This is a genomic window from Faecalibacterium sp. i25-0019-C1 (assembly GCF_042854225.1).
Classification (GTDB): Bacteria; Bacillota; Clostridia; order Oscillospirales; family Ruminococcaceae; genus Faecalibacterium; species Faecalibacterium taiwanense.
This window is the reverse complement of record NZ_AP031428.1, coordinates 1,904,085-1,927,326: the sequence shown is the minus strand read 5'-3', so window position 1 is coordinate 1,927,326 and position 23,242 is coordinate 1,904,085. Positions and strand designations below refer to the sequence as shown.

General features: G+C 58.2%; 22 protein-coding genes and 1 riboswitch. Of the genes, 9 read left to right on the top strand and 13 right to left on the bottom strand.

Annotated features, from left to right (window positions below; all coding sequences use genetic code 11):
* Window positions 1–66: 66 nt before the first annotated feature.
* From secA to ACGHUK_RS09535, 6 genes are all read right to left on the bottom strand, one after another.
* A complete protein-coding gene (secA, locus tag ACGHUK_RS09560; protein ID WP_390574193.1) occupies window positions 67–2,907 on the bottom strand; it encodes a preprotein translocase subunit SecA in 2,841 nt (946 codons plus the stop codon).
* A gap of 370 nt (window positions 2,908–3,277) precedes the next feature.
* The gene (locus tag ACGHUK_RS09555) at window positions 3,278–3,928 is read right to left on the bottom strand and encodes an HAD family hydrolase (protein ID WP_298638801.1); all 651 of its coding nucleotides are present in this window, start codon (window positions 3,926–3,928) and stop codon (window positions 3,278–3,280) included.
* A 19-nt stretch (window positions 3,929–3,947) separates the two neighbouring features.
* Window positions 3,948–4,472, bottom strand: coding sequence for a QueT transporter family protein (locus ACGHUK_RS09550; protein WP_005944292.1), 525 nt, complete (start codon window positions 4,470–4,472; stop codon window positions 3,948–3,950).
* 7 nt (window positions 4,473–4,479) lie between these two features.
* A riboswitch (PreQ1-III riboswitch) is annotated at window positions 4,480–4,580 on the bottom strand.
* A 224-nt stretch (window positions 4,581–4,804) separates the two neighbouring features.
* Window positions 4,805–5,695, bottom strand: a complete 891-nt coding sequence (locus ACGHUK_RS09545) for a DegV family protein (RefSeq protein WP_097781639.1) — start codon at window positions 5,693–5,695, stop codon at window positions 4,805–4,807.
* A complete protein-coding gene (locus tag ACGHUK_RS09540) occupies window positions 5,686–6,192 on the bottom strand; it encodes a tRNA (cytidine(34)-2'-O)-methyltransferase (RefSeq protein WP_005944287.1) in 507 nt (168 codons plus the stop codon). Before ACGHUK_RS09540 ends, ACGHUK_RS09545 begins: the two co-directional genes overlap by 10 nt.
* A gap of 14 nt (window positions 6,193–6,206) precedes the next feature.
* Complete coding sequence (locus ACGHUK_RS09535) at window positions 6,207–7,043, bottom strand: bifunctional hydroxymethylpyrimidine kinase/phosphomethylpyrimidine kinase (RefSeq protein WP_242821961.1); 837 nt, start codon at window positions 7,041–7,043, stop codon at window positions 6,207–6,209.
* A 183-nt stretch (window positions 7,044–7,226) separates the two neighbouring features.
* Between ACGHUK_RS09535 and ACGHUK_RS09530 the strand changes: the two genes are divergently transcribed.
* Window positions 7,227–7,430, top strand: coding sequence for a hypothetical protein (locus tag ACGHUK_RS09530; protein ID WP_044954007.1), 204 nt, complete (start codon window positions 7,227–7,229; stop codon window positions 7,428–7,430).
* 54 nt (window positions 7,431–7,484) lie between these two features.
* On the opposite strand, the gene ACGHUK_RS09525 is transcribed toward ACGHUK_RS09530, so the two are convergent.
* From ACGHUK_RS09525 to ACGHUK_RS09510, 4 genes are all read right to left on the bottom strand, one after another.
* Window positions 7,485–7,958, bottom strand: coding sequence for a pilin (locus tag ACGHUK_RS09525; protein WP_097775281.1), 474 nt, complete (start codon window positions 7,956–7,958; stop codon window positions 7,485–7,487).
* 208 nt (window positions 7,959–8,166) lie between these two features.
* Window positions 8,167–9,717, bottom strand: coding sequence for a 4Fe-4S dicluster domain-containing protein (locus ACGHUK_RS09520; RefSeq protein ID WP_005944276.1), 1,551 nt, complete (start codon window positions 9,715–9,717; stop codon window positions 8,167–8,169).
* 250 nt (window positions 9,718–9,967) lie between these two features.
* Entirely contained in the window at window positions 9,968–11,263 is a 1,296-nt protein-coding gene (gene mtaB / locus ACGHUK_RS09515; protein ID WP_005944273.1) for a tRNA (N(6)-L-threonylcarbamoyladenosine(37)-C(2))-methylthiotransferase MtaB, read from the bottom strand.
* Window positions 11,264–11,440: 177 nt separating this feature from the next.
* The gene (locus tag ACGHUK_RS09510) at window positions 11,441–11,803 is read right to left on the bottom strand and encodes a twin-arginine translocation signal domain-containing protein (RefSeq protein WP_390574192.1); all 363 of its coding nucleotides are present in this window, start codon (window positions 11,801–11,803) and stop codon (window positions 11,441–11,443) included.
* Window positions 11,804–12,017: 214 nt separating this feature from the next.
* On the opposite strand from ACGHUK_RS09510, the gene ACGHUK_RS09505 reads away from it, so the two are divergent.
* From ACGHUK_RS09505 to plsY, 8 genes are all read left to right on the top strand, one after another.
* Complete coding sequence (locus tag ACGHUK_RS09505; RefSeq protein ID WP_097781643.1) at window positions 12,018–13,256, top strand: D-alanyl-D-alanine carboxypeptidase family protein; 1,239 nt, start codon at window positions 12,018–12,020, stop codon at window positions 13,254–13,256.
* A 213-nt stretch (window positions 13,257–13,469) separates the two neighbouring features.
* Window positions 13,470–14,801: a glucose-6-phosphate isomerase gene (locus tag ACGHUK_RS09500; RefSeq protein WP_390574190.1), complete on the top strand. Its 1,332-nt coding sequence runs from the start codon at window positions 13,470–13,472 to the stop codon at window positions 14,799–14,801.
* A 51-nt stretch (window positions 14,802–14,852) separates the two neighbouring features.
* Window positions 14,853–15,257 carry a hypothetical protein gene (locus ACGHUK_RS09495; RefSeq protein ID WP_005944262.1) on the top strand — a complete coding sequence of 135 codons (405 nt, stop codon included), beginning with the start codon at window positions 14,853–14,855 and terminating at the stop codon, window positions 15,255–15,257.
* A gap of 141 nt (window positions 15,258–15,398) precedes the next feature.
* Window positions 15,399–15,899, top strand: coding sequence for a DUF177 domain-containing protein (locus ACGHUK_RS09490; protein ID WP_154259338.1), 501 nt, complete (start codon window positions 15,399–15,401; stop codon window positions 15,897–15,899).
* Window positions 15,900–15,925: 26 nt separating this feature from the next.
* Window positions 15,926–16,105 carry a 50S ribosomal protein L32 gene (rpmF, locus tag ACGHUK_RS09485; RefSeq protein WP_005920250.1) on the top strand — a complete coding sequence of 60 codons (180 nt, stop codon included), beginning with the start codon at window positions 15,926–15,928 and terminating at the stop codon, window positions 16,103–16,105.
* A gap of 99 nt (window positions 16,106–16,204) precedes the next feature.
* On the top strand, window positions 16,205–17,530 hold the full coding sequence (locus ACGHUK_RS09480; protein ID WP_390575802.1) for a DUF512 domain-containing protein: 1,326 nt from the start codon (window positions 16,205–16,207) through the stop codon (window positions 17,528–17,530).
* Window positions 17,531–17,686: 156 nt separating this feature from the next.
* Window positions 17,687–19,030 carry a ribosome biogenesis GTPase Der gene (gene der, locus ACGHUK_RS09475; RefSeq protein WP_005944256.1) on the top strand — a complete coding sequence of 448 codons (1,344 nt, stop codon included), beginning with the start codon at window positions 17,687–17,689 and terminating at the stop codon, window positions 19,028–19,030.
* Window positions 19,031–19,057: 27 nt separating this feature from the next.
* Window positions 19,058–19,720, top strand: coding sequence for a glycerol-3-phosphate 1-O-acyltransferase PlsY (plsY, locus tag ACGHUK_RS09470; protein ID WP_390574188.1), 663 nt, complete (start codon window positions 19,058–19,060; stop codon window positions 19,718–19,720).
* Window positions 19,721–19,786: 66 nt separating this feature from the next.
* On the opposite strand, the gene ACGHUK_RS09465 is transcribed toward plsY, so the two are convergent.
* The 3 genes from ACGHUK_RS09465 to ACGHUK_RS09455 all read right to left on the bottom strand — a co-directional run bounded on the left by ACGHUK_RS09465 (window position 19,787) and on the right by ACGHUK_RS09455 (window position 23,101).
* Window positions 19,787–20,374, bottom strand: coding sequence for a transporter (locus ACGHUK_RS09465; protein WP_390574186.1), 588 nt, complete (start codon window positions 20,372–20,374; stop codon window positions 19,787–19,789).
* Window positions 20,375–20,459: 85 nt separating this feature from the next.
* Entirely contained in the window at window positions 20,460–21,461 is a 1,002-nt protein-coding gene (locus ACGHUK_RS09460; protein WP_223389383.1) for a substrate-binding domain-containing protein, read from the bottom strand.
* Window positions 21,462–21,481: 20 nt separating this feature from the next.
* Window positions 21,482–23,101 (bottom strand): DUF5046 domain-containing protein, encoded by a 1,620-nt coding sequence (locus tag ACGHUK_RS09455; RefSeq protein ID WP_390574185.1) that lies wholly within the window; start codon window positions 23,099–23,101, stop codon window positions 21,482–21,484.
* Between the last annotated feature and the right edge of the window lie 141 nt (window positions 23,102–23,242).

Here is a 23,242-nt window from a genome sequence, read left to right as displayed (position 1 = left end):
ACTCCCTCTATTTTATCAAAAACCTCCCAGACCCTGCCTTATGGCAGAGCCTGAGAGGTTTTTTACTTAGTTTTCGTTCGTCGATGTGCCTTCCGGGTGGTACTTGGCGCAGGTGCACTTTTTCCACTTCAGGCCGCTGCCGCAGGGGCAGGGGTCGTTGCGGCCAATTTTGATGACACGCACAGGCTGGCCGTGGGGTGCACCCTTGGCACCGGGTGCACCGTTGCCGGGCACAAAGCCTTCGCCGGTGGGCTTTGCCACCTGCTCACGCTTGGGGGCAGCACCGGCCTGACGGATCTCGATGGTCAGCAGCATCTTCACACTGGACTCACGGATGGAATCCACCATCTGGTCGAACATGTCAAAGCCCTCGATGCGGTACTCCACAACGGGGTCCTTCTGGCCGTAGCCGCGCAGCGCAATGCCCTGACGCAGCTGGTCCATGTTGTCGATGTGGTCCATCCACATGCGGTCCACGCACTTGAGCAGGCAGATGCGCTCCAGCTCACGCATGATGGGAGTACCGTAGCGCTGCTCCTTGTCGGCGAGGATCTTCATGCCGCGGTCATACAGCATATCGGCAATGCTCTGACGGGAGATATCCTCAAAGTCGGCCACATCATAGTGCAGGTCGGTGTCGGTGGTCAGCCAGCCCAGATAGTGGCGGCGCAGGGCACCAAAGTCCCAGTCGTCCTTCACATCACCGGCCAGGAACTGGGCGCAGCTGGAATCGATGTTCTCCCGCAGCATCTTGTGCATCTCGGTGCTGATGTCCTCGCCGTCCAGCACCTTGCGGCGCTGGCCATAGATGATCTCGCGCTGCTGGTTCATCACGTCGTCGTACTTCAGCACGTTCTTGCGGATCTCGAAGTTGCGGCCTTCCAGCTTTTTCTGGGCGCTTTCCAGCGTGTTGGTGATCATGCGGTTCTCGATGGGAGTGTCCTCATCGATTTTGAGGGTATCCATCAGGCTGGAGACGCGGTCGCCGCCGAACAGGCGCATCAGGTCATCTTCCAGGCTCAGGTAGAAGCGGGAAGCACCCGGGTCGCCCTGACGGCCGGCACGGCCGCGCAGCTGGTTGTCGATGCGGCGGCTCTCGTGGCGTTCGGTACCGATGATGAACAGGCCGCCTGCAGCGCGCACCTGCTCAGCTTCGGCATCGATCTGGGGCTTGCACTGGGCGTACAGATCATCGAAGCGCTTGCGGGCAGCAAGGATGTTGGCATCCTCGGTATCGCCGTGGCCGTTGGCTTCGGTCAGCAGCATTTCCACTGCAGCCGGGTCGGCATCCTCGGGCTTTTCCGGGTTCAGCAGGTTTTCGCAGAAGTGTTCCTTGCGCATCTGGGCCTTGGCCATGAACTCGGCGTTGCCGCCCAGCATGATATCGGTACCACGGCCTGCCATGTTGGTGGCAATGGTAATGGCACCCTTTTTGCCGGCCTGCGCCACGATCTCGGCTTCACGCTCGTGGTTCTTTGCGTTCAGCACGTTGAAGTCGCGGGTGTATTTCTGCAGCATCTTGGCAAGGGTCTCACTCTTTTCCACGCTGACCGTACCCACCAGCACGGGCTGGCCCTTCTGGTGGCATTCCAGCACCTGCTGGATAACGGCATTGTATTTGCCGTTGACCGTCTTGTAGATGGCATCTGGATAATCGATGCGCTGACGGGGGCGGTTGGTGGGCACCGTAACGATGTTCAGGCCGTAGATCTCGGTGAACTCGGTGGCTTCTGTCTTGGCGGTACCGGTCATACCGGACAGCTTTTTGTACATGCGGAAGTAGTTCTGGAAGGTGATGGTAGCCAGCGTTTTGCTCTCGGCGGCAATCTTCACGCCCTCCTTGGCTTCGATGGCCTGATGCAGGCCTTCGTTGTAGCGGCGGCCGATCATCAGACGGCCGGTGAACTCGTCCACGATGATGACCTGACCATCCTTGACCACGTAATCGATGTCCCGCTGCATCACGCCGTAAGCCTTGATGGCCTGATCGATGTGATGGGCAAGGGTCATGTTCTCGGCGGCGGCAAGGTTTTCGACCTTGAAGTAGGCTTCCGCTTTCTTGATGCCGCTGGCAGTCAGGGTACAGGTCTTGTGCTTTTCGTCCACGACGTAATCACCGTCGGTCTGCTCGTCGGTAGAGACTTTATCCTCCAGCTCTACCACCACGCTCTTGCGCAGGGTGCGCACAAAGCGGTCCACCTGTGTGTACAGGCTGGAAGAATCCTCGCCGCGGCCGGAAATGATCAGGGGCGTGCGGGCTTCATCGATCAGGATGGAGTCCACTTCATCGACGATGGCATAGGCGTGGCCGCGCTGCACCATGTTGGCCTTATAGGTCACCATGTTGTCGCGCAGGTAGTCGAAGCCGAACTCGTTGTTGGTACCGTAGGTGATGTCGGCAGCATAGGCGGCGCGGCGTGCATCGCCGTCCATGCCCTGTGCGATCAGGCCGACAGAAAGGCCCAGCCAGCGGTAGAGCTTGCCCATCCACTCGCTGTCGCGCTTGGCAAGGTAATCGTTGACGGTGACAACATGCACGCCCTCACCGGTGAGGGCATTCAGGTAGGCGGGCAGGGTAGCCACAAGAGTCTTGCCTTCACCGGTCTGCATCTCGGAAATATCACCGCGGTGCAGGGCAATGCCACCGATGACCTGCACAGGGAAGTGCTTCATGCCCAGCACGCGCCATGCGGCCTCGCGGCAGACGGCAAAGGCATCGGGCAGGATATCATCGGTGGTCTTGCCGTCGGCCAGCTGCTGCTTGAACACAGCGGTCTGTGCCTGCAGGTCGGCATCCGGCATGGCGGCATATTTTTCTTCCAGAGCCAGCACCTGCTTGGCAATGGGGTTGATCTTTTTCAGCTCCCGGTCCGAGAAGCTGCCAAAGAGTTTTTCAACAAGGGACATTGGTAACACCTCATAGATCAAATTCGGGAAAATGCTTCCCGGAGATAGACATAAATACACACATATATGATACACCAAAGCGGCAGACGCGTCAAACCTGCAAGGTTATTTTAGCCGGTTTTTGAATGAATTTTCTGTAAATTTGCGCTGGCGGGGGGCATAAAAGGAAAAGATATGTGGTGGAGGCGAACAGCCTCGCCCTCTCCGTCTGCTCCCGCTGGTCGCATCCACCTCCCCCAAAGTGGGAGGCCTTGGCAATCCACGCAAAGTTTCCGGTTTCGCCAGAGGCTCCCCCTTTGGGGGAGCTGGTGAGCCAGCTAAAACAAAAACCACCTCTGATTTTTGCAAATCAGAAGTGGTCAGGTGTACATTATAAGGTTTCCAGCAGCTGCGGCAGCTGTGCCAGATCGTCGATGACATTCGGGCACACAGCCTCGAGCCGCGCGCGGGACTGGTGGCCGCCGGTGTAGAGCACGCATTTTGTGCCAAGGGCCTTTGCAACTTCGGCATCGTGCTGGGTGTCGCCCACCATCACGCAGGCAGCAGGGGCGATGCCGCTTTGTGCAAGCCACTGTTTGCCCACCTGCACTTTGCTTACGCCATAGATGTCTGCAAGGCCGAGCAACTCAGTAAAATAGCCCTGCAGGCCCCGTGCGGCTACCTGCTCGATCAGGTAGTCCCGGCGGGAGGCGGAAAGCACGCTCTGCCGCCAGCCCCGGCGCGAAAGCTCGGCCAGCGTTTCGGCAGCGTGTGCAGAGGGGGGACAGGCATCCACACCTGCGTTATAATGTTCCATAAAGCACTCGGCCAGCTCCGGATAGGGATGTCTGGCAAAGTCGAAGCCGGCGCGGATGTAGTATTCCTCAATGGGAAAACCGAAAATTTCCCGGTAAGCGGCAAGATCGTACCGCTGCGGATAACCGTGGGTCTCCAGCATCCAGTTGAGACAGCTGTGGGTGAAATCAACATCATCCATCAAAGTGCCGTTCCAGTCCCAGAAGATCATTCCGTTTGCCTGCATGGAAACCTCCTTGCGGTCATTAAGCTGCAAAAATTTTGCGCAGGGCCTTGCTGCTCTCGATGATCTTCACCAGCAGCACACCCAGAACGGTGCAGCTGATGAGCTCGCCGATACCTACGGAGATGCCGTTGGTGATGCAGGCCAGCCAGATGGGAGCGCTGGAGGTGGGGTCCGGGAACATGACGGCGATCTCAATGCCGATGATCACGGCATTGAACAGCACCGGCGGCAGGGAAGCCGCCACAGCCAGACCCTTGATGCGGATGTTCCGCAGCTTGTAGGTGACAAGGCAGGCCAGCAGGGTGGCAAGGGTGCCAAAGATGACATCCACGATGGTGGAGCCCAGCAGGTTTGCCAAAAAGCAGCCCAGTACCACACCGGCAATGTACTCGGCACCGAACACCGGCAGCAGGCAGAGCGCCTCAGCCACACGCACCTGTACCGCACCATAGGAGAGCGGCTGCAGAGCCATGCAGAGAACAACATAAATGGCTGCGACCACGCCGCAGCGCACCAGTTTACGGACGGAAGGATTCTGATTCATGATAATACTCCAGCGGGATGATTTTGACCGCACAGGGCCGCCAGCCCCTGTGGGTTTGGCCCGGCATGGTTCGAGACACGCCGGGGAGCCTAAAATCCTAAGTTGCTCTGAAAGGATGCCGCACAAAAAGCACAGCAAAAGGCAGTATAGCATAATTTTTGGCAGATTGCAACGAATTTTCGCAGAATCAGGTACAGATGCAGTTTTTGGTTTGGACCCTTCCGGTGAAAAAGAGGTTCCGAAAAGCCCGCAGGCTTTTCGGAACCTCAAAATAAAAATAAAATTACCGCTGAAATAGCCAGAGCGAAAGCGGAGGCTATTAAAATCGTGTGTTACCCTCTGGGGTGTCCGGTGTATACCAGAGCCACTGTGTCGGGGCCGGTGTTGGCGGAAACGACGCCGCCCAGCTCAAACACCAGCAGCGGCGGCTTGCCAAAGGCCTTGCGGCAGGCCTTTTCCAGATCGGCGGTCTGCGGGATGTTGGTGTGGCCAATCATATAATCAAAGTTCTCCACGCCTTCGCTGCGCTGTTTGCACAGCTCCACCATGGCGGGCACCACCTTGTCATCGCCGCGTACCTTGGCTTCCACCTTGGTCTTGCCGTCGATCAGGGTGATGATGGGACGAATGCCCATCAGCTCGCCCATAACAGCAGCAGCGGCAGAGATGCGTCCGCTCTTTTTCATCTGCTTCAGGCTGTAGGGGCCCAGAACGATCTCCATGCAGTCCATCTGCTTTTCAAACTCCCGGATCACATGGCTGATCTCTGCACCGTTCTTCAGCTTGCGGGCCATTTCGCACAGATACCAGCCGAACACCATGGAATAGGTGTGGGGGTCCAGCAGATGGATCTTCAAGTGGTGCTCCGGGCGCTCTTCCCGCAGCATCCCCTGTGCCATGAGGGCGTTATTGTAGGTGGAAGAGCCGGATTTGTTGATGGGTACATGAATGACATCCGTATAGCCCTCGTCCACGTACTGGCAGTATTTTTCGCAGAACTGGATGGGGGTGATGGCGGCAGTGGAGGGCACGCCCTTAGCGGCACGCATCTTATCGTAAAATTCGGTGTTGGTGCAGCTTTCACGCTCCACGTAGTCCACATTGTCCAGCAGGATGTGGAAGCTCATGATGTCGATGCCGTATTTTTCGGCCATCTCCTGCGGGATATCGCAGGAGGAATCGGTCAGGATCGCAATCTTGCTCATAATGTCCCTCATTTCCATTCATAGTCTCGTAAGTGTCCGTGGTCCAAAAGCTCCGGAAAGTCCCACTGGCGCAGCACTTCATACACGCCCACGGCCACGCTGTTGGAAAGGTTCAGGCTGCGGCAGGTGTCGCGCATGGGCATTCGGATGCAGTGCTCCTGATTGGCGGCAAGCAAGGCTTCGGGCAGGCCGGCATCCTCGCGTCCGAACACGAGGTATGCACCGTCCGGGTAGCTCACATCGGTGTAGCGCTGCGGTGCCTTGGTGGTAAAATAGTAATAGGGGCCGCTGTTTTTGGCAAAGAACTCGTCCAGACTGTCGTAATAGCTGATGTCGAGGTAGTGCCAGTAATCCAGACCCGCATGCTTGAGCTTTTTATCATCGATGGCAAAGCCCATGGGGCCTACCAGATGCAGCCGACAGGCAGTGCAGGCACAGGTGCGGGCCACATTGCCGGTGTTCTGCGGGATGCGCGGTTCCACCAGAACGATGTTCAAGGTTGGCTTTTCGTTCATCGGTGTACCTCCCCTTATTCTGCCGAGCTTGCCGGGCACAGGCGCGGCAGAAGCGGCTCGAACCAGACCCCGTAGCGGGTATCCTGCGCGGCGGGCGTGCTCTGGATGGAAAGCGCCACGAACTCGGCAGCGTTGTCGGCGGCGGCACTCAGGGCGTTGCCCTGCAGCAGCGAGCCGATGAGCACCGCACCGTACAGGTCGCCGGTGCCGGGAAAGCTGCGGCTGATGTGCAGCTTTTTGATGAGGAAGCGGTCTTTTCCGCTGCCTGCACAGCCGATGTATTTGCCCAGTGGCAGGCCGGTGACGACAGCCCCGGGGGCCAGAGCGGTCAGCTCATCAGCCAGAGCCTGTGCAGCTTCATCGGTGAGCAGCTCGGTCTGCGGCTGGCGCTGCAGCAGGATCTGTGCCTCGGTGTAGTTGGGCAGGATCAGATCGGCAGCACCGCACAGTGCACGGATGCGGTCGATCAAAGCAGGCGTTACGGTGGAGTAAGCCTTGCCGTTGTCGCCCATGACCGGGTCAACGATCTTTTTGGCTGCGGGCCAGAGGGCAAAGGCTTTTTCGGCCAGTGCCACCTGATCCTCACCGCCCAGATAGCCGGTATAGATGCAGTCAAACTCCACGCCGAGCGCATGGTAATGCTCCAGCGCCTGTTCGCCGTAGGCGCAGCCGTCCAGCCGTGCAGGTGTGCCAAGCCCGCCTGTGTGGGTGGAAAGCACCACCGTGGGCAGGGCTACCGGCTGCACGCCCATGACCGACAGCACCGGCAGGATCACTGCAAGGCTGCAGCGGCCCATGCCGGAAAGATCGTGGATGCAAAGGACTTTTTTGGGTTCAACAGGGTGTATCAAATAAGGAACCTCCTTACCAGTATGCGGAATGAGCAGTGCGCTTTTTAGCCGGGCACACCCGCCCATTAAAACATCGTAGAACAGTATACCACAAATTTCTGCATAAAAAAAGCGGATACCAGATAGTTTACAGGAAATAATAACGCCGGAGACCGGATCTTTTTCACCGAAAGGAGTTTTACTATGAAACATGAATCCACCAGTTCTTCCGGGATGCTGCTTGGCATGGCCGCGGGGGCGGCACTGGGTGCCGTGGGCGTGATGGCCGCCACCCAGAACCAGCGCCAGCTGCGCCGCACCACCCGCAAGGTGATGAAGGGTGCCGAGAACGCTGTGCTGCAGCTGGACAAAATGGTTGGCGACTTTGTGGAAAAGCACATGGAGTGATAAAAGCAAAGAACGGCGTTCCGGTGGGGAACGCCGTTCTTTGCTTGAAAAAGCTTACTTGTTCCAGATGCACATGCGGGCCGCGGTGTTGATCTCGCCCAGCACGCTCAGATCCATCTGAATGTTGCAGGTAACGGTGAGTGCCTTGTTCACATCACTGCCGGTCAGCACCGAGGCGGGCATGTTCTTGATGGTGAGCACGCCGGTGCCCTTGGCAACATCGCCGGAGACGGTGCCGGTGTAGGTCACATCACCAATGGTCAGGCCGGACAGATAGCCGGTGACACCCATCTTGCTTACCTGCTGGATGGGCAGGGTGAGCGTGTAGGTGCCGTTGGACTGGCGGGTGAGGGTGACATCACGGCTGGCATCGATGCCGGTGTTGGCCATGGATTCCTTATCGGATCTTTCTTTCCAGAATTTAATGCCTACGTTCAGGCTGGAAGCAGCGCTTGCACCAAAGGTGAACATGCACAGCAGCAGCACCGAAAGCAGGGCGGCGCTTACGCGCTTATAAGTGTTCGTCATGAATAATCTGCCTTTCCTGCCACAGAGGCGGCGTTGAACAATTGCGGTAATACCGGTTTGTCAATGCTAAAATAGCATGGCTGTGCAAAATTGTCAATCCGCTTCGTGAAGCTTTCACAGAAATGTTGCACATTGATAAAATATGGTGGGCAAAGATGACGAAGAACCGCCCCTCCGGCAGGAGAAGCGGTTCTTGAAAAATCAGCGCTTAAAGTTCAAAGTCGGGGTCGTCCTTCAGCACATGGATCTCGCTCATAAAGGGGCTCTGCTCCGGGTCGGCGAAGGGAGCTTCCTTGACGTACTTGTTCAGCTGGATGGCCGTGCGTGCAGGGTCGGCAATGGTGCCTGCGCCGCCGATGCAGCCGCCCGGGCAGCCCATGCCTTCCAGCAGGTAGCCGTTGTACTTGCCGGCCTTGGCCAGCATGAGCAGCTTCTTGCATTCGGCAAGGCCCTGTGCGGATGCGATCTTGACATCCATATCCGGGTGCCATTCCTTGATCTTATCGGCAACAGCCTTGGCAACGCCGCCGGACTGTGCAAAGCCGCGGCCTGCTGCGGATGCAGCGTGCAGAGCTTCGGCCTCGTCCACTTCCAGCAGGCTGGTGTCCACATCCTTGGCCTCGATGATACCGGCCAGCTCTTCAAAGGTGAGCACGAAGTCCACATCGGAGCGGACGGTGCGGCGGGAAGCTTCCAGCTTCTTTGCGGCGCAGGGTCCAATGAAGCACATACGGGCCTCGGGGTCCTTCTGCTTCATCATGCGGGCGGTGAACACCATGGGGGTCATGGTCATGGAGATATTCTTGGCAAGATCCGGGAAAGCGGTCTTTGCCATCATGCTCCATGCCGGGCAGCAGGAAGTTGCCATGAAGTTGAGCTTCCCGGGCACTTCCTCCAGGAAGTCGTGTGCTTCGTCCACGGTGCACAGGTCGGCACCAATGGCAACCTCCACCACATCGTAGAAGCCGACGGCCTTCAGGGCGGCCTTGAGCTTGCCGGTGGAAGCCAGACCCGGGAACTGGTTGATGAAAGCGGGAGCCACCAGCGCGTAGATGCGGTCGCCGCGGTTGAAGCCCTGGATCAGCTGATAGATCTGGCCCTTGTCGGCAATGGCACCGAAGGGGCAGTTGACCAGACACTGGCCGCAGGAAACGCACTTGCTGTAATCGATCTCGGCACGGCCCAGCTCATCGGAGTGGATGGCACCCATGCCGCAGGCTGCAGCGCAGGGACGCTCGGTCTTGACGATGGCGTTGTAGGGGCACACGCCGACGCAACGGCCGCACTTGATGCACTTGTCCTGATCGATGATGGAACGGCCGCTCTCCCATGTGATGGCCTTCTTGGGGCACACTTCCATACAGGGGTGGGCAAGGCAGCCCTGACACAGGTCGGAGACCTTGACCAGCTTTTCCGGGCAGCGGTTGCAGGCAAACTTGATCACGTTCACCAGCGGGGGATCATAATACTTATCGGCGATGGATGCATCCTCCAGACCGGAGACGACGCTGTTGTGCTCGTCCATGCGGCGGGTGGGCAGACCCATGGCCAGACGCACACGCTCCTCAACGATGGCGCGCTCCAGGAAGATGTCCTTGCGCAGCTTGCCTTCCTCGCCGGGGATGATGGTGTAGGGGATCTTGCGCATCAGGTGGTTGGCCTGCTCGCCCTTGACGTTGGCGTAAGCCATGCGTGCCACCTCGGTGAACACCTGACGGCGGATCTGGATGACCGTGGTATTGATTCCTCTGAAACTCATTCCAATTCTCTCCTTGCTTTGCTAAAAACAAACGGGCTGCACCCGGCTGCCGACAGCGTTCTGCCGCGCAGGGCGGGCGCGTTACAGGGCACATTGGTAACGCACTGCTGCAAACAGCGCTGTGCCCGGGATGATCCACTTTCATTTTAGCATAAAGCGTGCCGGATGAAAAGGGATAAAACGCAAAATTTGTTAAAAATTTGTTGTATTCGTCCTCGTGTACAGAATCAACAGTTTTAAGCGCGTAAACTCAGCAAAGTGCTGCACGCACACGCTCGCCGTCGTACTCGCCAAGCGTTACGTGCACGATCTGACCGCTTTCGTGGCCGGGGGCGGACACCACCACCGGAATGTACAGCCGGGTGTAGCCGGTGAACAGCGTGCCGGAAAGCGGGGTCTCCAGCAGCACATCGTCCTCGGTGCCCACATAGGCGGTCAGCACTTCGCGGCGTACCTCCTCGGCAATGCCGTTCATCACGCGGCTGCGCTCCTGCTTTTCCCGCTCGTGCACCTGCTCCGGAAAATCGTAGGCCGGGGTGCCGCTGCGGCGGGAGTAGGGGAACACATGTACCTTGAGAAAGCCGATCTTTTTCAAAAATTCGCAGCTCTCTTCAAAATCGGCCTGCGTCTCGCCGGGAAAGCCGCAGATGCAGTCGGTGGTAAAGCTGACCGGGCGCTCCCCGTAGGCGGCGCGCAGCTGGTCCACCACCTGTGCATACTGCTCGGCAGTGTAAACGCGGCGCATCCGGCGCAGGGTGGCAGTGCAGCCGCTCTGCAGGCTCAGGTGGAACTGCGGGCAGAGCTTTTCCACGGCGGCAAGGCGGGTGATGAACTCCGGCGTGAGCATATCCGGGTCCAGACTGCCCAGACGGATGCGCTGGATGCCTTCCACTTGAGCGCAGTGCTCCACCAGCTCCACAAGGTTGGTGCCGGTATCCAGACCATAGCTGGGCAGGGAGATGGCACTGAGCACCACCTCGCGGTAGCCGGAAGCCGCCAGCTGGCGCAGCTCGGCAAGGATGCTGGCTTCGTCGCGGCTGCGCACCGGGCCGCGGGCCCGGGGGATGACACAGTAGGCGCACTGACGGTTGCAGCCGTCCTCTACCTTGATAAAGGCACGGGTGTGGGTCTCGAACCGCTCCACGGGCAGCTCTTCAAATTTTTCGCCGCGCTGGTGGGGCGTGATGGCCACAATGCGCTCATGGCCGTCCAGCAGCTTGAGAACGTTATCTAAAATGGCCTTGCGGTCGCCGTTGCCGCACACAAGGTCGGCCTCGGTGAACTGGGCGGCTTCCTCCGGGAAAGCCTGCGGGTAGCAGCCGGTAAGCACCGTGACCGCGCCGGGGTTCTCGCGCTTTTTGCGGCGCAGCCACTTGCGGCTTTTCTGGTCGCCAAAGTTGGTCACGGTGCAGCTGTTCACCACAAAAACATCCGCAGGCTCGTTCTCCTGCGCAATGGTAAAGCCGTTGGCGCGGAACATCTGTTCCAGCGCGCCGGTCTCATTCAGGTTGACCTTGCAGCCAAGGGTATAAAAACAAACTCGCATGAGGGGGTATCCTTTCGACAAAAAACGGGGTGGTGTTTGCATTGCTCTTTATTATATATCACAGCGGCGGTGCGGCGCAAGACCGGATGCACAGCAGCAGGCACTTTTTTGCTGGAAAGCGGGCAAAACAAAAAGAGACGGGCAAACGCCCGTCTCTCAAAGAGAACTTTGGTGGGATTAGTGCTGGGTCTTGGCTTTGACAGTGATCTCCACGTGAGCGGCAGCCTCCTCAGTGGCTTCCTTGTACTCAACGGTGTCAAACTCAATGCCGCTGATGTCGATGTGATAGTAGGTGGTCATCTGGGTAGCAACATTCTTCTTACACTTATCGGCATTCTTGTAAGCGTCGCCGGGCCACAGCAGGACGTTCAGATCCTTGGTTGCATTGATGAAAGTGGTGGTAACTTCTGCCGGATCACCAGCAACGAACTTGACGGGGGTGAAGGTGGTCAGACCGCAGCCGGTGAACATGGAAGCACCTGCAGCAGCAACAACGGTCAGACCAGCCATCTTCAGGAAAGAACGACGAGACAGAATCATAATAGTATCCTCCTAAAAAATAATTCCACAAATGAAGCAATACAGCCTTTTTGGGCCATCTCCAATTTACACTATAAGGTGGGCAAAAGTCAAGCCCTTTTGTAGAAAAAGACAAAATAAAAAATGCAGGCTGCGGTGCGGGCGCAGGATATTCTAAACAAAAAGGCCCCTGCATACTCTCTCAGCAAGAGACATTGCGCAGGGAGGGACCGAAATGGAGCGGAAAAACTTGGCGCTTTTGTGTGCAGGGGTGGTGTGCTTCTGGCTGTTTGCACTGGCCTTTGGCACGGCGCAGGGCAATGGGCTGCGGCAGCAAAGCCCGGCGGTGCAGGCGGCTGCAGACCAGACCCAGCCGGTGCAGCCCGCGGCGGCACAGCCTGCCTTGGAGCTGCCCTGCCGCGCCGCCTGCCTGATCGACCAGCAGACGGGCACCATATTATATGAAAAGAACGCCGACCAGCAGATGCCCATTGCATCCATTACCAAGGTAATGACCCTGCTGCTCACCTTTGAAGCCGTGCACGACGGCCGCATTGCCATGGACACGCTGGTGCCGGTAAGTGAACACGCCTACCACATGGGCGGCAGTCAGATCTGGCTGGAGCCGGGGGAGCAGTTCACGCTGGACGAGATGATCAAAGCCATTTGTGTGTCCTCTGCCAATGATGCCGCTGTGGCTGTGGCAGAGCTGGTGGGAGGCAGCGAGCCGGGCTTTGTGCAGATGATGAACGCCCGCGCAGCAGAACTGGGCATGGTGAACACCACCTTCCACAATGCCTGCGGGCTGGACACCGAAGGGCATCTTTCCACCGCCCACGATGTTGCCATCATGAGCCGCGAGATTTTGAACACCTGCCCGGAGGTGCTGCACTATACCGGCATCTGGACGGACACCCTGCGCGGCGGTGCCACCCAGCTGGTGAACACCAACAAGCTGCTCAAGCGCTACAACGGCATCACCGGCCTGAAAACCGGCACCACCAGCGGCGCGGGCGTGTGCATCAGCGCCAGCGCCACCCGCGACGGGCTGGACCTGATCGCCGTGGTGCTGGGGTCGCTCTCCAGCTCGGAGCGGTTCACAGCGGCCACCACCCTGCTGGACTATGGCTTTGCGGCCTACGCCGCCGTGCCGCTGCCCGCCATGGAGGATCGGCCTCTTCTTATAAAAGTAAAGGGCAGTGCAGAGGAAAGCGTACCGCTGGACTACACCGCTCTGCCCGAAACGCTGCTGATGCCCAAGGAAAACGCCGCCGCCCTCACCGCGCAGCTGGATCTGCCGCAGGAGCTGGAAGCACCGGTGCAGCTGGGCCAGACCGTTGGCACGGTGCGCATCCTGAGCAGGGAGACCCAACTGGGCGAGTACGAGGTGCGCGCCGCTGCCGATGCTGAAAAAATGGACTTTGGCACCGCATTCGGCCTGTTGTGGGACGCTTTGACCGGCTGCGAAAGCTGAATGCACGCTTCAGCGTACAAAAGCGCGCTGCGGTAAGCTGCGTGGAACTGTCTGTGTGAACAATTCTGGATGAAGAAACAAAAAAACACTATTAAAATTGTATGAAATCCAAGGATTTTGACCTTGACTTTGCCCGGAGGGAACGGTACACTTATACCAAGATATTTCCTCGCAGGGCAAAGGCCCGGCAAATCGTTTGGAGGTTATAATAAAATGAGCGTCGCACTGAACACAAAACACCTCTCCAGCTTTATCAGCGAAGAGGAATATGCAGCCATCTATCCGCAGGTGGAAGCTGCCCATAACCAGCTGGAAGCAAAGTCCGGCCCGGGCAATGATTTCCTCGGCTGGATGTATCTGCCCCGTGATTATGATAAGGAAGAGTTCGCCCGCATCAAGGAAGCCGCCGCAAAGATCCGCGAGGATTCCGATGTGCTGGTGGTGGCCGGCATTGGCGGCAGCTATCTGGGCGCACGCGCTGTCATCGAGGCCGTCAAGGGCCAGTTCCACAACGAGCTGGAAAATGGCCCCAAGATCTACTTCTGTGGCAACAGCATCAGCCCCACCTACCTGAACAACATCATCAGCCTGTGCAAGGGCAAGCGCTTCTCCATCAACGTCATTTCCAAGTCCGGCACTACCACCGAGACTTCTCTGGCATTCCGCGTGCTGCGTGAACTGCTGGAAAAGGAGATGGGCGTGGAAGAAGCCAACAAGCGCATCTACGCCACCACCGACCGTGCCAAGGGCACCCTGAAGCAGCTGGCCGACGCACAGGGCTGGCCCACCTTCGTGGTCCCCGACGACGTGGGCGGCCGCTACTCCGTGCTGAGCGCTGTGGGCCTGCTGCCCATTGCTGCTGCCGGTATCAGCATCGACGACCTGATGAAGGGCGCTGCCGATTCCATGGAGCGCTTCTCCGTTCTGAGCAAGGACAATGACGCTTACAAGTATGCTGCCATCCGCAACATCCTGTACCGCAAGGGCAAGAGCGTTGAAATTCTGGAGTGCTACGAGCCGGACTTCGCCCTGATGAACGAGTGGTACAAGCAGCTGTTCGGCGAGAGCGAGGGCAAGGACAACAAGGGCCTGTTCCCCGCAAGCTGCATCTTCTCCACCGATCTGCACTCCATGGGTCAGTTCATTCAGGAAGGCTCCCGCACCATGTTCGAGACCATCGTGGACGTGAAGAAGCCTGCACAGGATCTGTTCATCGACCCGCTGGAAGGCAACTTTGACGGCCTGAACTTCCTGGCAAACCAGAATATGAGCGTTGTCAACCGCAAGGCCATGGAGGGTACCATCCTCGCCCACACCGACGGCGGCGTGCCCGAGGTGCTGATCGAGATGGACGACCTGACCGCTTACAATGTGGGCTACCTGATCTACTTCTTCTGGCGTGCATGTGCCTGCAGCGGTTATCTGCTCAGCGTCAATCCCTTCAATCAGCCGGGCGTTGAGAGCTATAAAAAGAATATGTTTGCTCTGCTGGGCAAGCCGGGCTACGAAGGCCTGACCGCCGAGCTGGAAGCAAAGCTGAAGTAAATAAAAATGATCTCCCGCCGCAAGGCGTGGAAAATACAGGAGGACTGAACTATGATTAAACTGATTGTTGGTACCAAGGGCTCCGGCAAGACCAAGGCTATGATCGACCAGATCAATGATGCGGTCAAGACCTCCAAGGGCAACGTGGTCGTCGTTGAAAAGGGCATGAAGCTCACCTACGACATCGCTCCTGCTGCACGTCTGATCGACCTGGACGAGTACAAGATCTCCGGCGGCGAAATGCTGTACGGCTTTGTTGCCGGCCTGATGGCAAGCAACTACGATATCACCGACCTGTACATTGACGGCATCCTGAAGGTGCTGGATCATGACATCAACCGTCTGGGTGTTGTGCTGGACGAGATGGCAGCCATTGCAGGCGACAGCGTGAAGGTGACTGTTACCGTCAGCGCTGACGAGGCTGCACTGCCCCACGATGTGAAGAAGTACCTGTAATTCCGGAAAATCGGGATCTGAACCACTTTGAACAGGCAGAGAACCGGGAAATTTAAATTTTTTCGGTTTTCTGCCTGTTTTGGTGTTGACAAAGGGCTGCGTTGGCGCTATACTAACAAAGCAGCCTTTTAGAGGTGTACTATGCAATTTGACCTGAGAAAGTTTATCGCCACCGGCAGACAACCCTATCATGCAGAGTTTCAGTGTGATTTATCTGCACATGATTATGCCGGGGCAAGGATCCCGCAGCCGGTCACCGCTGTTTTTGAAGCGGAGACAGACGGCGACGAGATCCGGATGACACTGCGGGCAAACGCATCGGTGCACGGAGAGTGCGCCCGCTGTCTGGACCCGGTCATTCGGGAGGAGACGGTCGATACGGAGTGGACGGTAAAGGAACGGGATCTGGATGACCCGGATTTTGACCTTCCGCTGGACGAAAAAGGACATCTGGATGTAGATGAATGGCTCAATCAGGAGTTTATGTTCCAGATCCCCACGGTGCTGCTTTGCAGTGCCGACTGCGCCGGGCTTTGCCCCGTGTGCGGCAAAAAGAAGGCGGAATGCACCTGCCAGCCGGCAGAGCATGCCGAAGCTCCCGTAGACACAAGGCTCGCAATCCTTAAATCACTGCTGAACTGATAAACCCATCAAGGAGGTGCAAAAATATGGCAGTACCTAAGAGACATCTTTCCAAGGCCCGCCGCGACAAGCGTCGCAGCAATGTTTGGAAGCTGGAGGCCCCCGCACTGGTCAAGTGCAGCAACTGCGGCTCTCTGAAGCTCCCCCACCAGGCATGTGGCAACTGCGGTTACTACAAGGGCGAGGAAGTCATCAAGAAGGCCTAATTTGCGCGTAATTGGTGGCATAATGGTGTTATGTACAGAAGGGGAGGGCGCATGCCTTCCCCTTCTTGTTCTGTCTGAAAGGAGGTGGATGCGGTGGCAATGAAGATCGCACGGGTGGAACCCGGCAGCGAAGCGGAAGTGCTGGGCCTTGGCCCGGGTGACGAGCTTTTGAGCGTGGACGAAAACGAGCTGAACGACAGTCTGGACTACGATTTCTACACCGACAGCAAAAGCTTCCACCTGAAAGCAAGGGTGGCAGACGGCATCCGCGAGTGGGATGTGCAGCGCACGGAGCGCGGTCCCTTTGGCTGCGATTTCCAGACCTATCTGGGCGATCAGAAGCACTCCTGCTCCAACCACTGCATGTTCTGCTTCATCGACCAGCTGCCCCCCGGTATGCGCGAGAGCCTTTACTTCAAGGACGATGACGAGCGGCTTTCCTTTTTGTTCGGCAACTATATCACCATGACGAACATGCAGGACCACGAGATCGACCGCATCATCAAGATGCACATTTCGCCCATCAACATTTCAGTGCACACCACGAACCCGCAGCTCCGTGTGCGGATGCTGGCCAACAAGCGCGGCGGCGAGGTGCTCAAGTATCTGCCCCGTCTGGTGGAGGGCGGCATCGCCGTCAACTGTCAGCTGGTGCTGTGCCGCGGCATCAACGACGGCGACGAGCTGCGCCGTACCCTCTCCGACCTTTTGGAGCTGACCCCTATGGTGCAGAGCATCGCTGCGGTGCCCTGCGGTGTGACGGACTACCGCGAGAAGCTGTTCAAGCAGACACCGTATGATGCAAAGACCAGCGCCGAAGTCATCGACATCATGGAAGAATTCGGCGATGAGTGCAAGCGCCGCCACGGCAAGCGCATCATTTATCCCAGTGATGAATGGTACCTCAAGGCAGGCAGGCCCATCCCGCCGGAAGAGTTCTACGAGGACTTCGACCAGCTGGAAAACGGCGTGGGCATGATGCGCCTGTATGCCTCGGAATTTCTGGCGGAGCTGGAAAAGCCCCACCGCATCTACGGCACCAAAAAGATGGACGTGGTCACGGGCGAAATGGCTTCGCCGCTCATCCAACAGATGATGGCTGAGCTGCACCGCCAGTACCCCATGGTCGAGGTGACGGTGCACACCATCAAGAACAAATTCTTCGGCGGCAATGTGGGTGTGGCCGGGCTTGTAACGGCGACCGATATCATTGCCCAGTGCGAGGGCAAGCTGACCAGCGGCACGCTGGGCGTGCCCGCCGTGATGCTGCGGGAGGAAAAAGACACCTTTCTGGACGACATCACCACTGACCAGCTGGCCCAGCGCCTTGGCGTGAAGGTGGAGGTGCTGCCGACCTCTGGCGGCGACGAAGCCCGCGCCCTGCTGCGCAGCGGCCTGCACATTGCAAGGAGAAGAAAAGCATAAAAGAAAACCCTCTCCGTCATCGCTGCGCGATGCCACCTCTCCCGAAGGGCGAGGTTTTATGCATCTTTCGGCAGAAGTGATAAAAGCTCCCCCTTTCGGGGGAGCTGGCGCGGCGTAAGCCGTGCCTGAGAGGGTTGTAAGAAAGGAGGAACCCCTATGAGCAAACCGATCGTAGCAGTGGTGGGCCGCCCCAACGTGGGCAAATCCACCCTGTTCAACAAGCTGTGCGGTCAGCGCCTTGCCATTGTGGAGGACACGCCGGGCATTACCCGTGACCGCATTTTTGCCAACTGCGAGTGGAACGGCCATGACTTCCTGCTGGTGGACACCGGCGGTATTGAGCCCAAGGCTACCGAGGGCATTCTGGCCCACATGCGGGAGCAGGCCCAGATCGCCATTGACACTGCAGACTGCATCATCATGGTGGTGGACGTGCGCGACGGCCTGACCGCCGCAGACGAGGATGTGGCCCACATGCTGCGCCGCAGCCACAAGCCCATCATTCTGGCCGTGAACAAGTGCGATAAGGTGGGCGATGCCCCCATGGAGATGTACGAGTTCTACAACCTCGGCTTTGACGAGGTGATGCCCATTTCGTCCGTGCACGGCCACGGCACCGGCGACCTGCTGGACGCTGTGTGCGCCCATCTGGACTTCAGCGAGACGGTGGTGGAAGAGGACCGTATCCCGGTTGCCATCATCGGCCGCCCGAATGTGGGCAAGTCCAGCCTGACCAACCGCATTCTGGGCGAGAACCGCATGATCGTGGCAAACGAGGCGGGCACCACCCGTGATGCCATTGACACCCCGGTGGACAACGCTTATGGCAAGTTCATCTTTACCGATACCGCCGGTCTGCGCAAGCGCAGCAACATCACCGACGGTCTGGAGCGTTATATGGTAGTGCGCGCACTGGCCGCTGTGGAGCGCAGCCGCGTGGCGCTGATCCTTGTGGATGCCACCGTCGGTTTTACCGAGCAGGACAGCAAGGTGGCCGGTTATGCCCACGATCAGGGCAAGGCGTGCATCATCGTCGTCAACAAGTGGGACGCGGTGGAAGGCAAGGAGACCAACACCATGGAGCTGCAGCGCCGCGATTATGCCGAGTGCTTCAGCTTTATGGGCTATGCTCCTATCATCTTCATCTCGGCTCAGACCGGCTACAACGTGAACAAGCTCATGCAGCTGATCCGCGATGTGGACAGCCAGAACGGTGCCCGCGTGCCCACCGGCGTGCTGAACGAGATGTTGGCCCGCGCCACAGCCCGGATGCAGCCGCCCAGCGACAAGGGCCGCCGCCTGAAGATCTTCTATCTGACTCAGGCATCCACCCGCCCGCCCACGTTCGTGGCCTTTGTGAATTCGAAGCAGCTGTTCCATTTCAGCTACCAGCGGTATCTGATCAACCAGATCCGCGAGAACTTTGGTCTGGAACACACTCCCATCCGTCTGGTGATCCGCGAGCGCGGCTCCGGCGAAGTGGGCGCAAAGGACGTGTAAGCGCCCGCAAAGGAGGCATCCGTTTCTATGATGAAAGCGATCCTGATCGCCACAGCCACCATCCTGCAGGCGTACCTGCTGGGCAGTGTGGATACCGGCATCCTCGTCAGCAAATTCGTATATCATGACGACGTGCGCAGTCATGGCAGCGGTGCAGCCGGCATGACCAACATGCTGCGCACCTTTGGCAAGAAAGCTGCCGCCATGACCGCGACAGGCGATGTGCTCAAGGGCGTGCTGGCCGTGTGCATCGGCCGGTGGCTGTTCCACATGCTGCCCGCCGATGCCGGCATGTCGCCGTATCTGGGTGTCTATCTGGCCGCTATCTTTGCAGTGCTGGGCCATCTGTACCCGCTGTACTTCGGGTTCAAAGGCGGCAAGGGCGTACTGGTGGCAGCTGGTGCCATTCTGGCCATCCAGCCGGTGCTGCTGCCGTTTCTGGCCATTATCTTTCTGGTGTGCCTGATCCCCACCGGCATGGTGTCGCTGGGCAGTGTGGCCATGGCAGCACTCTACCCGGTGCTGACCATCATTTACGGATCCCTGCAGGGCTATGCCGCCGGTGATATGCTGGTGTGTGCCATTGGCTCCGGCTTTATGTCCGGCATGGTGATCTATATGCACCGCGCCAATATCCAGCGCATCCGTGAGGGCAAAGAGTACCGCTTCGGAAAGCACAATAAAAAATAAAAGCATTATAAAATGCCCCGCAGCCTGCTGGTTTTCCGGCAGTGCTGCGGGGCATTTTTGTTTATGTTATTTTGGTTCCGGGGCGGCCTGCTCAAAATCGTACTCGTCAAAAGTCTCTTCTTCGGAAGGAATGGCCTCGGCCGCCTCGGCCTTGGCGCGCTCCTTCAGGCGGGAGAAAAACGCATCGGCGGGGATGCCGCTCTGGCGAGGTGAAAGATCCGGTGCCGGATGGCCGTCCGGCAGGTGGGCACCAAAGGCCGGCACAAAGAAGAACTTGCGCACAATGAAGATCAGTGCGATGGCTCCCACGCTGAGCAGGTTTTCTACTGCCGAGTCATGGCCCACTACCAGATGACGGGCAATGGCGTAGAGCAGCACTTCCAGACTGCTGCCGGGGCTGTGCTTGGCCAGCATTTTGATGAACTCGATGCCGATCACGATGTCAAGGCTCCGCTCCAGAAAAATGCGGATCTCCACTTCGTTACCGTCAAACAGCAGGCCAGGCATCCACTTGATGAGCGGCACAGCGCTGAGCAGCAGGCCGATGAGCACAAGGCCGGAGAGCAAAATTTCCAGCAGACTGGACGCCTGAATGATGCGGTTGCGCAGCTGGGTGCGCCAGCAGCTTTCCACATGGGAGGAGGAATTGTCCATATTGAGCCTTCCTTTGCAAAAAAAGTTTCAACATTCATGTGTAATATTGTAACAGAAATGCAGAAAGCTGTCAATTGCTGGAAGATTAGACGGCACTGTTTGCTGCAGTGGTGGGGGCCACCGCTACATAGCCGGATTTTTTGATGCAGTCCTGTCCGGCGGCGGTATCCAGCCAGTCGTAAAGCTGGCGTTCCGGGCTGTCGGCGGCAGCGTCCGCATGGAGAACGGCATAGAACTCGTTGCACAGCGGGTAGCTTTCGCTGGCGATGGTGTCGTTGGAAGGGGTCACGCCGTCCACGGCCAGCAGACGCAGGCCGGGCTGGGAGTACATCTGGTCGATGTAGTAGTAGACCGAGAAGCCGATGGCATTGGCGCTGTTGTTGTAGGCGGCGATGCTGTCCACCAGCTCACCCATGGCAGCGGGAGCCAGCTCGGTGGGCGGGTCCATCAGTTCGCCGCCCTGAATGAGCAGCTTGCGGAACAGGGTCTGGCTGCCGGAGTCTTCGCCCCGCTGGAAGGGCACGATGGCAAGATCCTCGCCGCCCACTTCCTTCCAGTTGGTGATCTTACCGGCATAGATATCCTTCAGCTGCTGCCGGGTCAGGCTCTTGACCGGATTGTTCTCGTTCACGATGAACACCAGTGCGTCCCGGCCAATGGGTTTCTGTTCCAGCTGGGCGTTTGCTTCTTTCAGCTCTTCCTTTACGTAGTCCGGCGCTTCGTAGACCACCAGCATCCTGGCAGTGTACTCCTCATCCGGGTACAGGCCGAAGTTTTCCCACGCATAGGCCGTGGTGCTGACCGAAATGCCGCTCTGGGCTACTTCCAGATCGATGCCGGTGGTATCGGCCATCATCTGGGCCATCAGCGGGATGCAGGCAGTGCTGCCATCCAGCTTGGGAAAATCTTCCACGGTAAACAGCCCGATGGGTTCAAGCTCGCTCACGGAAGAAGCGGGTGCTTCCGGCGAGGTGGAAGCGCTGCTGGCGGGGGTGTCATCCCCCTTGCAGGCAGTGAGAATGCCTGCGGCAGAGCAGGCGGCAAGGCCAAGCAGAAAGCTGCGGCGGGAAATTTTAGCATTTTTCATAAGGCGTTCCTCCTATTGGGTCAGTAGCCCATTTCATCGTCGGCGTTGATGGAAGAGAAGATGCTTTGGCAGTAAAGCCATTTGCCGTTCGTGTCCATCCAGCCGTAGTAAAAGCCGCGTTTTGCAACGAACACGTGTTCTGGCAGCTGGTTCAGGCTGTTGTCGTAGTAGCTGTAGCAGCTGCCAAGGCCATAGAACACAATGTTGCCGTTTTCATCCAGCACGTCACACATTGAGCCGTTGCTGCTGGGCGCATTGGCGTTGCCACAGTACAGCGGCCTGCCCTCCGGTGTGGTGATGAGATAGTTCAGGGCATAATACTTGTCCTGCAGATGGGTCAGGTCGGAGACAAGGCCCTCGGGGCCGTACACGCGGGTGGCGGTGGTCTCAAAGTTATCGTTATCCCGCAGCTCCAGCCAGACGTAGCCGTCACCCTTGTTATCCATCATCACGCTTTGCTGGCCCTTCACTGGCTCCACGGTGGTATCAGTGATCAAATCGCCGGTTTCGGTGTTGAACACCTTCAACCGTCCGTCCTCATAGTAAAGGGCGATGGTGTCGCTCATGACGCTGGAAGCGTACAGCGGTGTCACCTCACCGGTAACAAGGTCGTGCAGATCATAGCCGAAGTCGCCGCTCGTGCGCCATGTGACCACATAGCCCGGGAAATAGCTGCTGGGCTGGTCGTCGAAGGTGCCAATGAGGGTGCGGTCCACGGTGGCGAGATCCCGCAGCTCGTAGCGGCCATCGCTGGTCTCGAAGCAGGCGGTGCCGCTGCCGCATACCTGTCGGAAGCCGGTGAAGCCTTCGCCGGTGGCGGGGTTATAGAGCGTTTCGTCCGTTGGCTCGCCGCTGGCGTGGCAGGTGTCCAGCTCCACCCAGTCGGTCAGAACGTCCGGTGCATAGGAAAGGCTCAGGGCAGTAGTGGCATCTGCGCCGTAAGTCTGTGTACCGTCCTTCGTCTGTATAATGACCCAGCTGTGCAGGGCGGGTTCATCGTCCCATGCGTCCTCGGCAAGGTCTGCTGGGCGGGCATAGCAGGTGAACACCAGCCTGTCCCCGCACACGATGCAGCGGTATGCGCCATCCGGCACGGGCAGACGTTCGCCGGTGGAAAGGTCGATCACCTGACAGGTGCCGTAATCGTCGTAGCCGTTTTCGTAGCTGCCGTTCACGGCGTGGGCTTCCTGCAGCACCAGCAGACCGTTCTGCATGGAGGCGTTCTGCTCCCCCTCAAAGGTCATGACTTCATTGCCGTCTTTGTCAAACAGGCCGCTGCGCCGTCCGCAATAAGCGTCCGGGTCGGCCCAGGTGCGGAACCAGTAGTTGGTCTCACCGGTCACGGTGTCCTGCAGAAGGTTCACGTTCTCGCTGCGGAAGGACTGGTACAGCACCTTGCTGCCGCACAGAACGGTGCAGGCACCGCCGGAATTGTCGTAACCGTAAAGTATCCGCAGCTTTCCGTCGTCCAGCCGGGAGCTGTCGTAAAGCGGATCCCCGTGTGCATCGGTGGGCAATGAGGAAGCAGGAGCAGCAGGCTTGCCGGAAGCGGGCGGCAGCACGCTGCAGCTGCAGCCAAGGGTAAGGCACAGGGCAGCGCATACAGCAGCGCTGCCTATGCGGCAAACGTTACGCTTCATAAAGATCACTCCTTACAGTATGGAAAGGAACAAAGTTTAAAAGAAAGCCGGAAAGGTTTTCCAGTTCAATTATAATACGAAACAGCCGCGCATTCCATTGCAGGAAAACGCGGCTGTTGATTACAGTTTTATGACAGACTT

Bases quoted from the DNA above. Each gene is read 5' to 3' on its own strand.
- secA (WP_390574193.1), bottom strand. From the start codon at position 2,907: ATGTCCCTTGTTGAAAAACTCTTTGGCAGCTTCTCGGACCGGGAGCTG.
- ACGHUK_RS09555 (WP_298638801.1), bottom strand. From the start codon at position 3,928: ATGCAGGCAAACGGAATGATCTTCTGGGACTGGAACGGCACTTTGATG.
- ACGHUK_RS09550 (WP_005944292.1), bottom strand. From the start codon at position 4,472: ATGAATCAGAATCCTTCCGTCCGTAAACTGGTGCGCTGCGGCGTGGTC.
- ACGHUK_RS09545 (WP_097781639.1), bottom strand. From the start codon at position 5,695: ATGGAAATGAGGGACATTATGAGCAAGATTGCGATCCTGACCGATTCC.
- ACGHUK_RS09540 (WP_005944287.1), bottom strand. From the start codon at position 6,192: ATGAACGAAAAGCCAACCTTGAACATCGTTCTGGTGGAACCGCGCATC.
- ACGHUK_RS09530 (WP_044954007.1), top strand. From the start codon at position 7,227: ATGAAACATGAATCCACCAGTTCTTCCGGGATGCTGCTTGGCATGGCC.
- ACGHUK_RS09525 (WP_097775281.1), bottom strand. From the start codon at position 7,958: ATGACGAACACTTATAAGCGCGTAAGCGCCGCCCTGCTTTCGGTGCTG.
- ACGHUK_RS09520 (WP_005944276.1), bottom strand. From the start codon at position 9,717: ATGAGTTTCAGAGGAATCAATACCACGGTCATCCAGATCCGCCGTCAG.
- mtaB (WP_005944273.1), bottom strand. From the start codon at position 11,263: ATGCGAGTTTGTTTTTATACCCTTGGCTGCAAGGTCAACCTGAATGAG.
- ACGHUK_RS09510 (WP_390574192.1), bottom strand. From the start codon at position 11,803: ATGATTCTGTCTCGTCGTTCTTTCCTGAAGATGGCTGGTCTGACCGTT.
- ACGHUK_RS09505 (WP_097781643.1), top strand. From the start codon at position 12,018: ATGGAGCGGAAAAACTTGGCGCTTTTGTGTGCAGGGGTGGTGTGCTTC.
- ACGHUK_RS09500 (WP_390574190.1), top strand. From the start codon at position 13,470: ATGAGCGTCGCACTGAACACAAAACACCTCTCCAGCTTTATCAGCGAA.
- ACGHUK_RS09495 (WP_005944262.1), top strand. From the start codon at position 14,853: ATGATTAAACTGATTGTTGGTACCAAGGGCTCCGGCAAGACCAAGGCT.
- ACGHUK_RS09490 (WP_154259338.1), top strand. From the start codon at position 15,399: ATGCAATTTGACCTGAGAAAGTTTATCGCCACCGGCAGACAACCCTAT.
- rpmF (WP_005920250.1), top strand. From the start codon at position 15,926: ATGGCAGTACCTAAGAGACATCTTTCCAAGGCCCGCCGCGACAAGCGT.
- ACGHUK_RS09480 (WP_390575802.1), top strand. From the start codon at position 16,205: ATGAAGATCGCACGGGTGGAACCCGGCAGCGAAGCGGAAGTGCTGGGC.
- der (WP_005944256.1), top strand. From the start codon at position 17,687: ATGAGCAAACCGATCGTAGCAGTGGTGGGCCGCCCCAACGTGGGCAAA.
- plsY (WP_390574188.1), top strand. From the start codon at position 19,058: ATGATGAAAGCGATCCTGATCGCCACAGCCACCATCCTGCAGGCGTAC.
- ACGHUK_RS09465 (WP_390574186.1), bottom strand. From the start codon at position 20,374: ATGGACAATTCCTCCTCCCATGTGGAAAGCTGCTGGCGCACCCAGCTG.
- ACGHUK_RS09460 (WP_223389383.1), bottom strand. From the start codon at position 21,461: ATGAAAAATGCTAAAATTTCCCGCCGCAGCTTTCTGCTTGGCCTTGCC.
- ACGHUK_RS09455 (WP_390574185.1), bottom strand. From the start codon at position 23,101: ATGAAGCGTAACGTTTGCCGCATAGGCAGCGCTGCTGTATGCGCTGCC.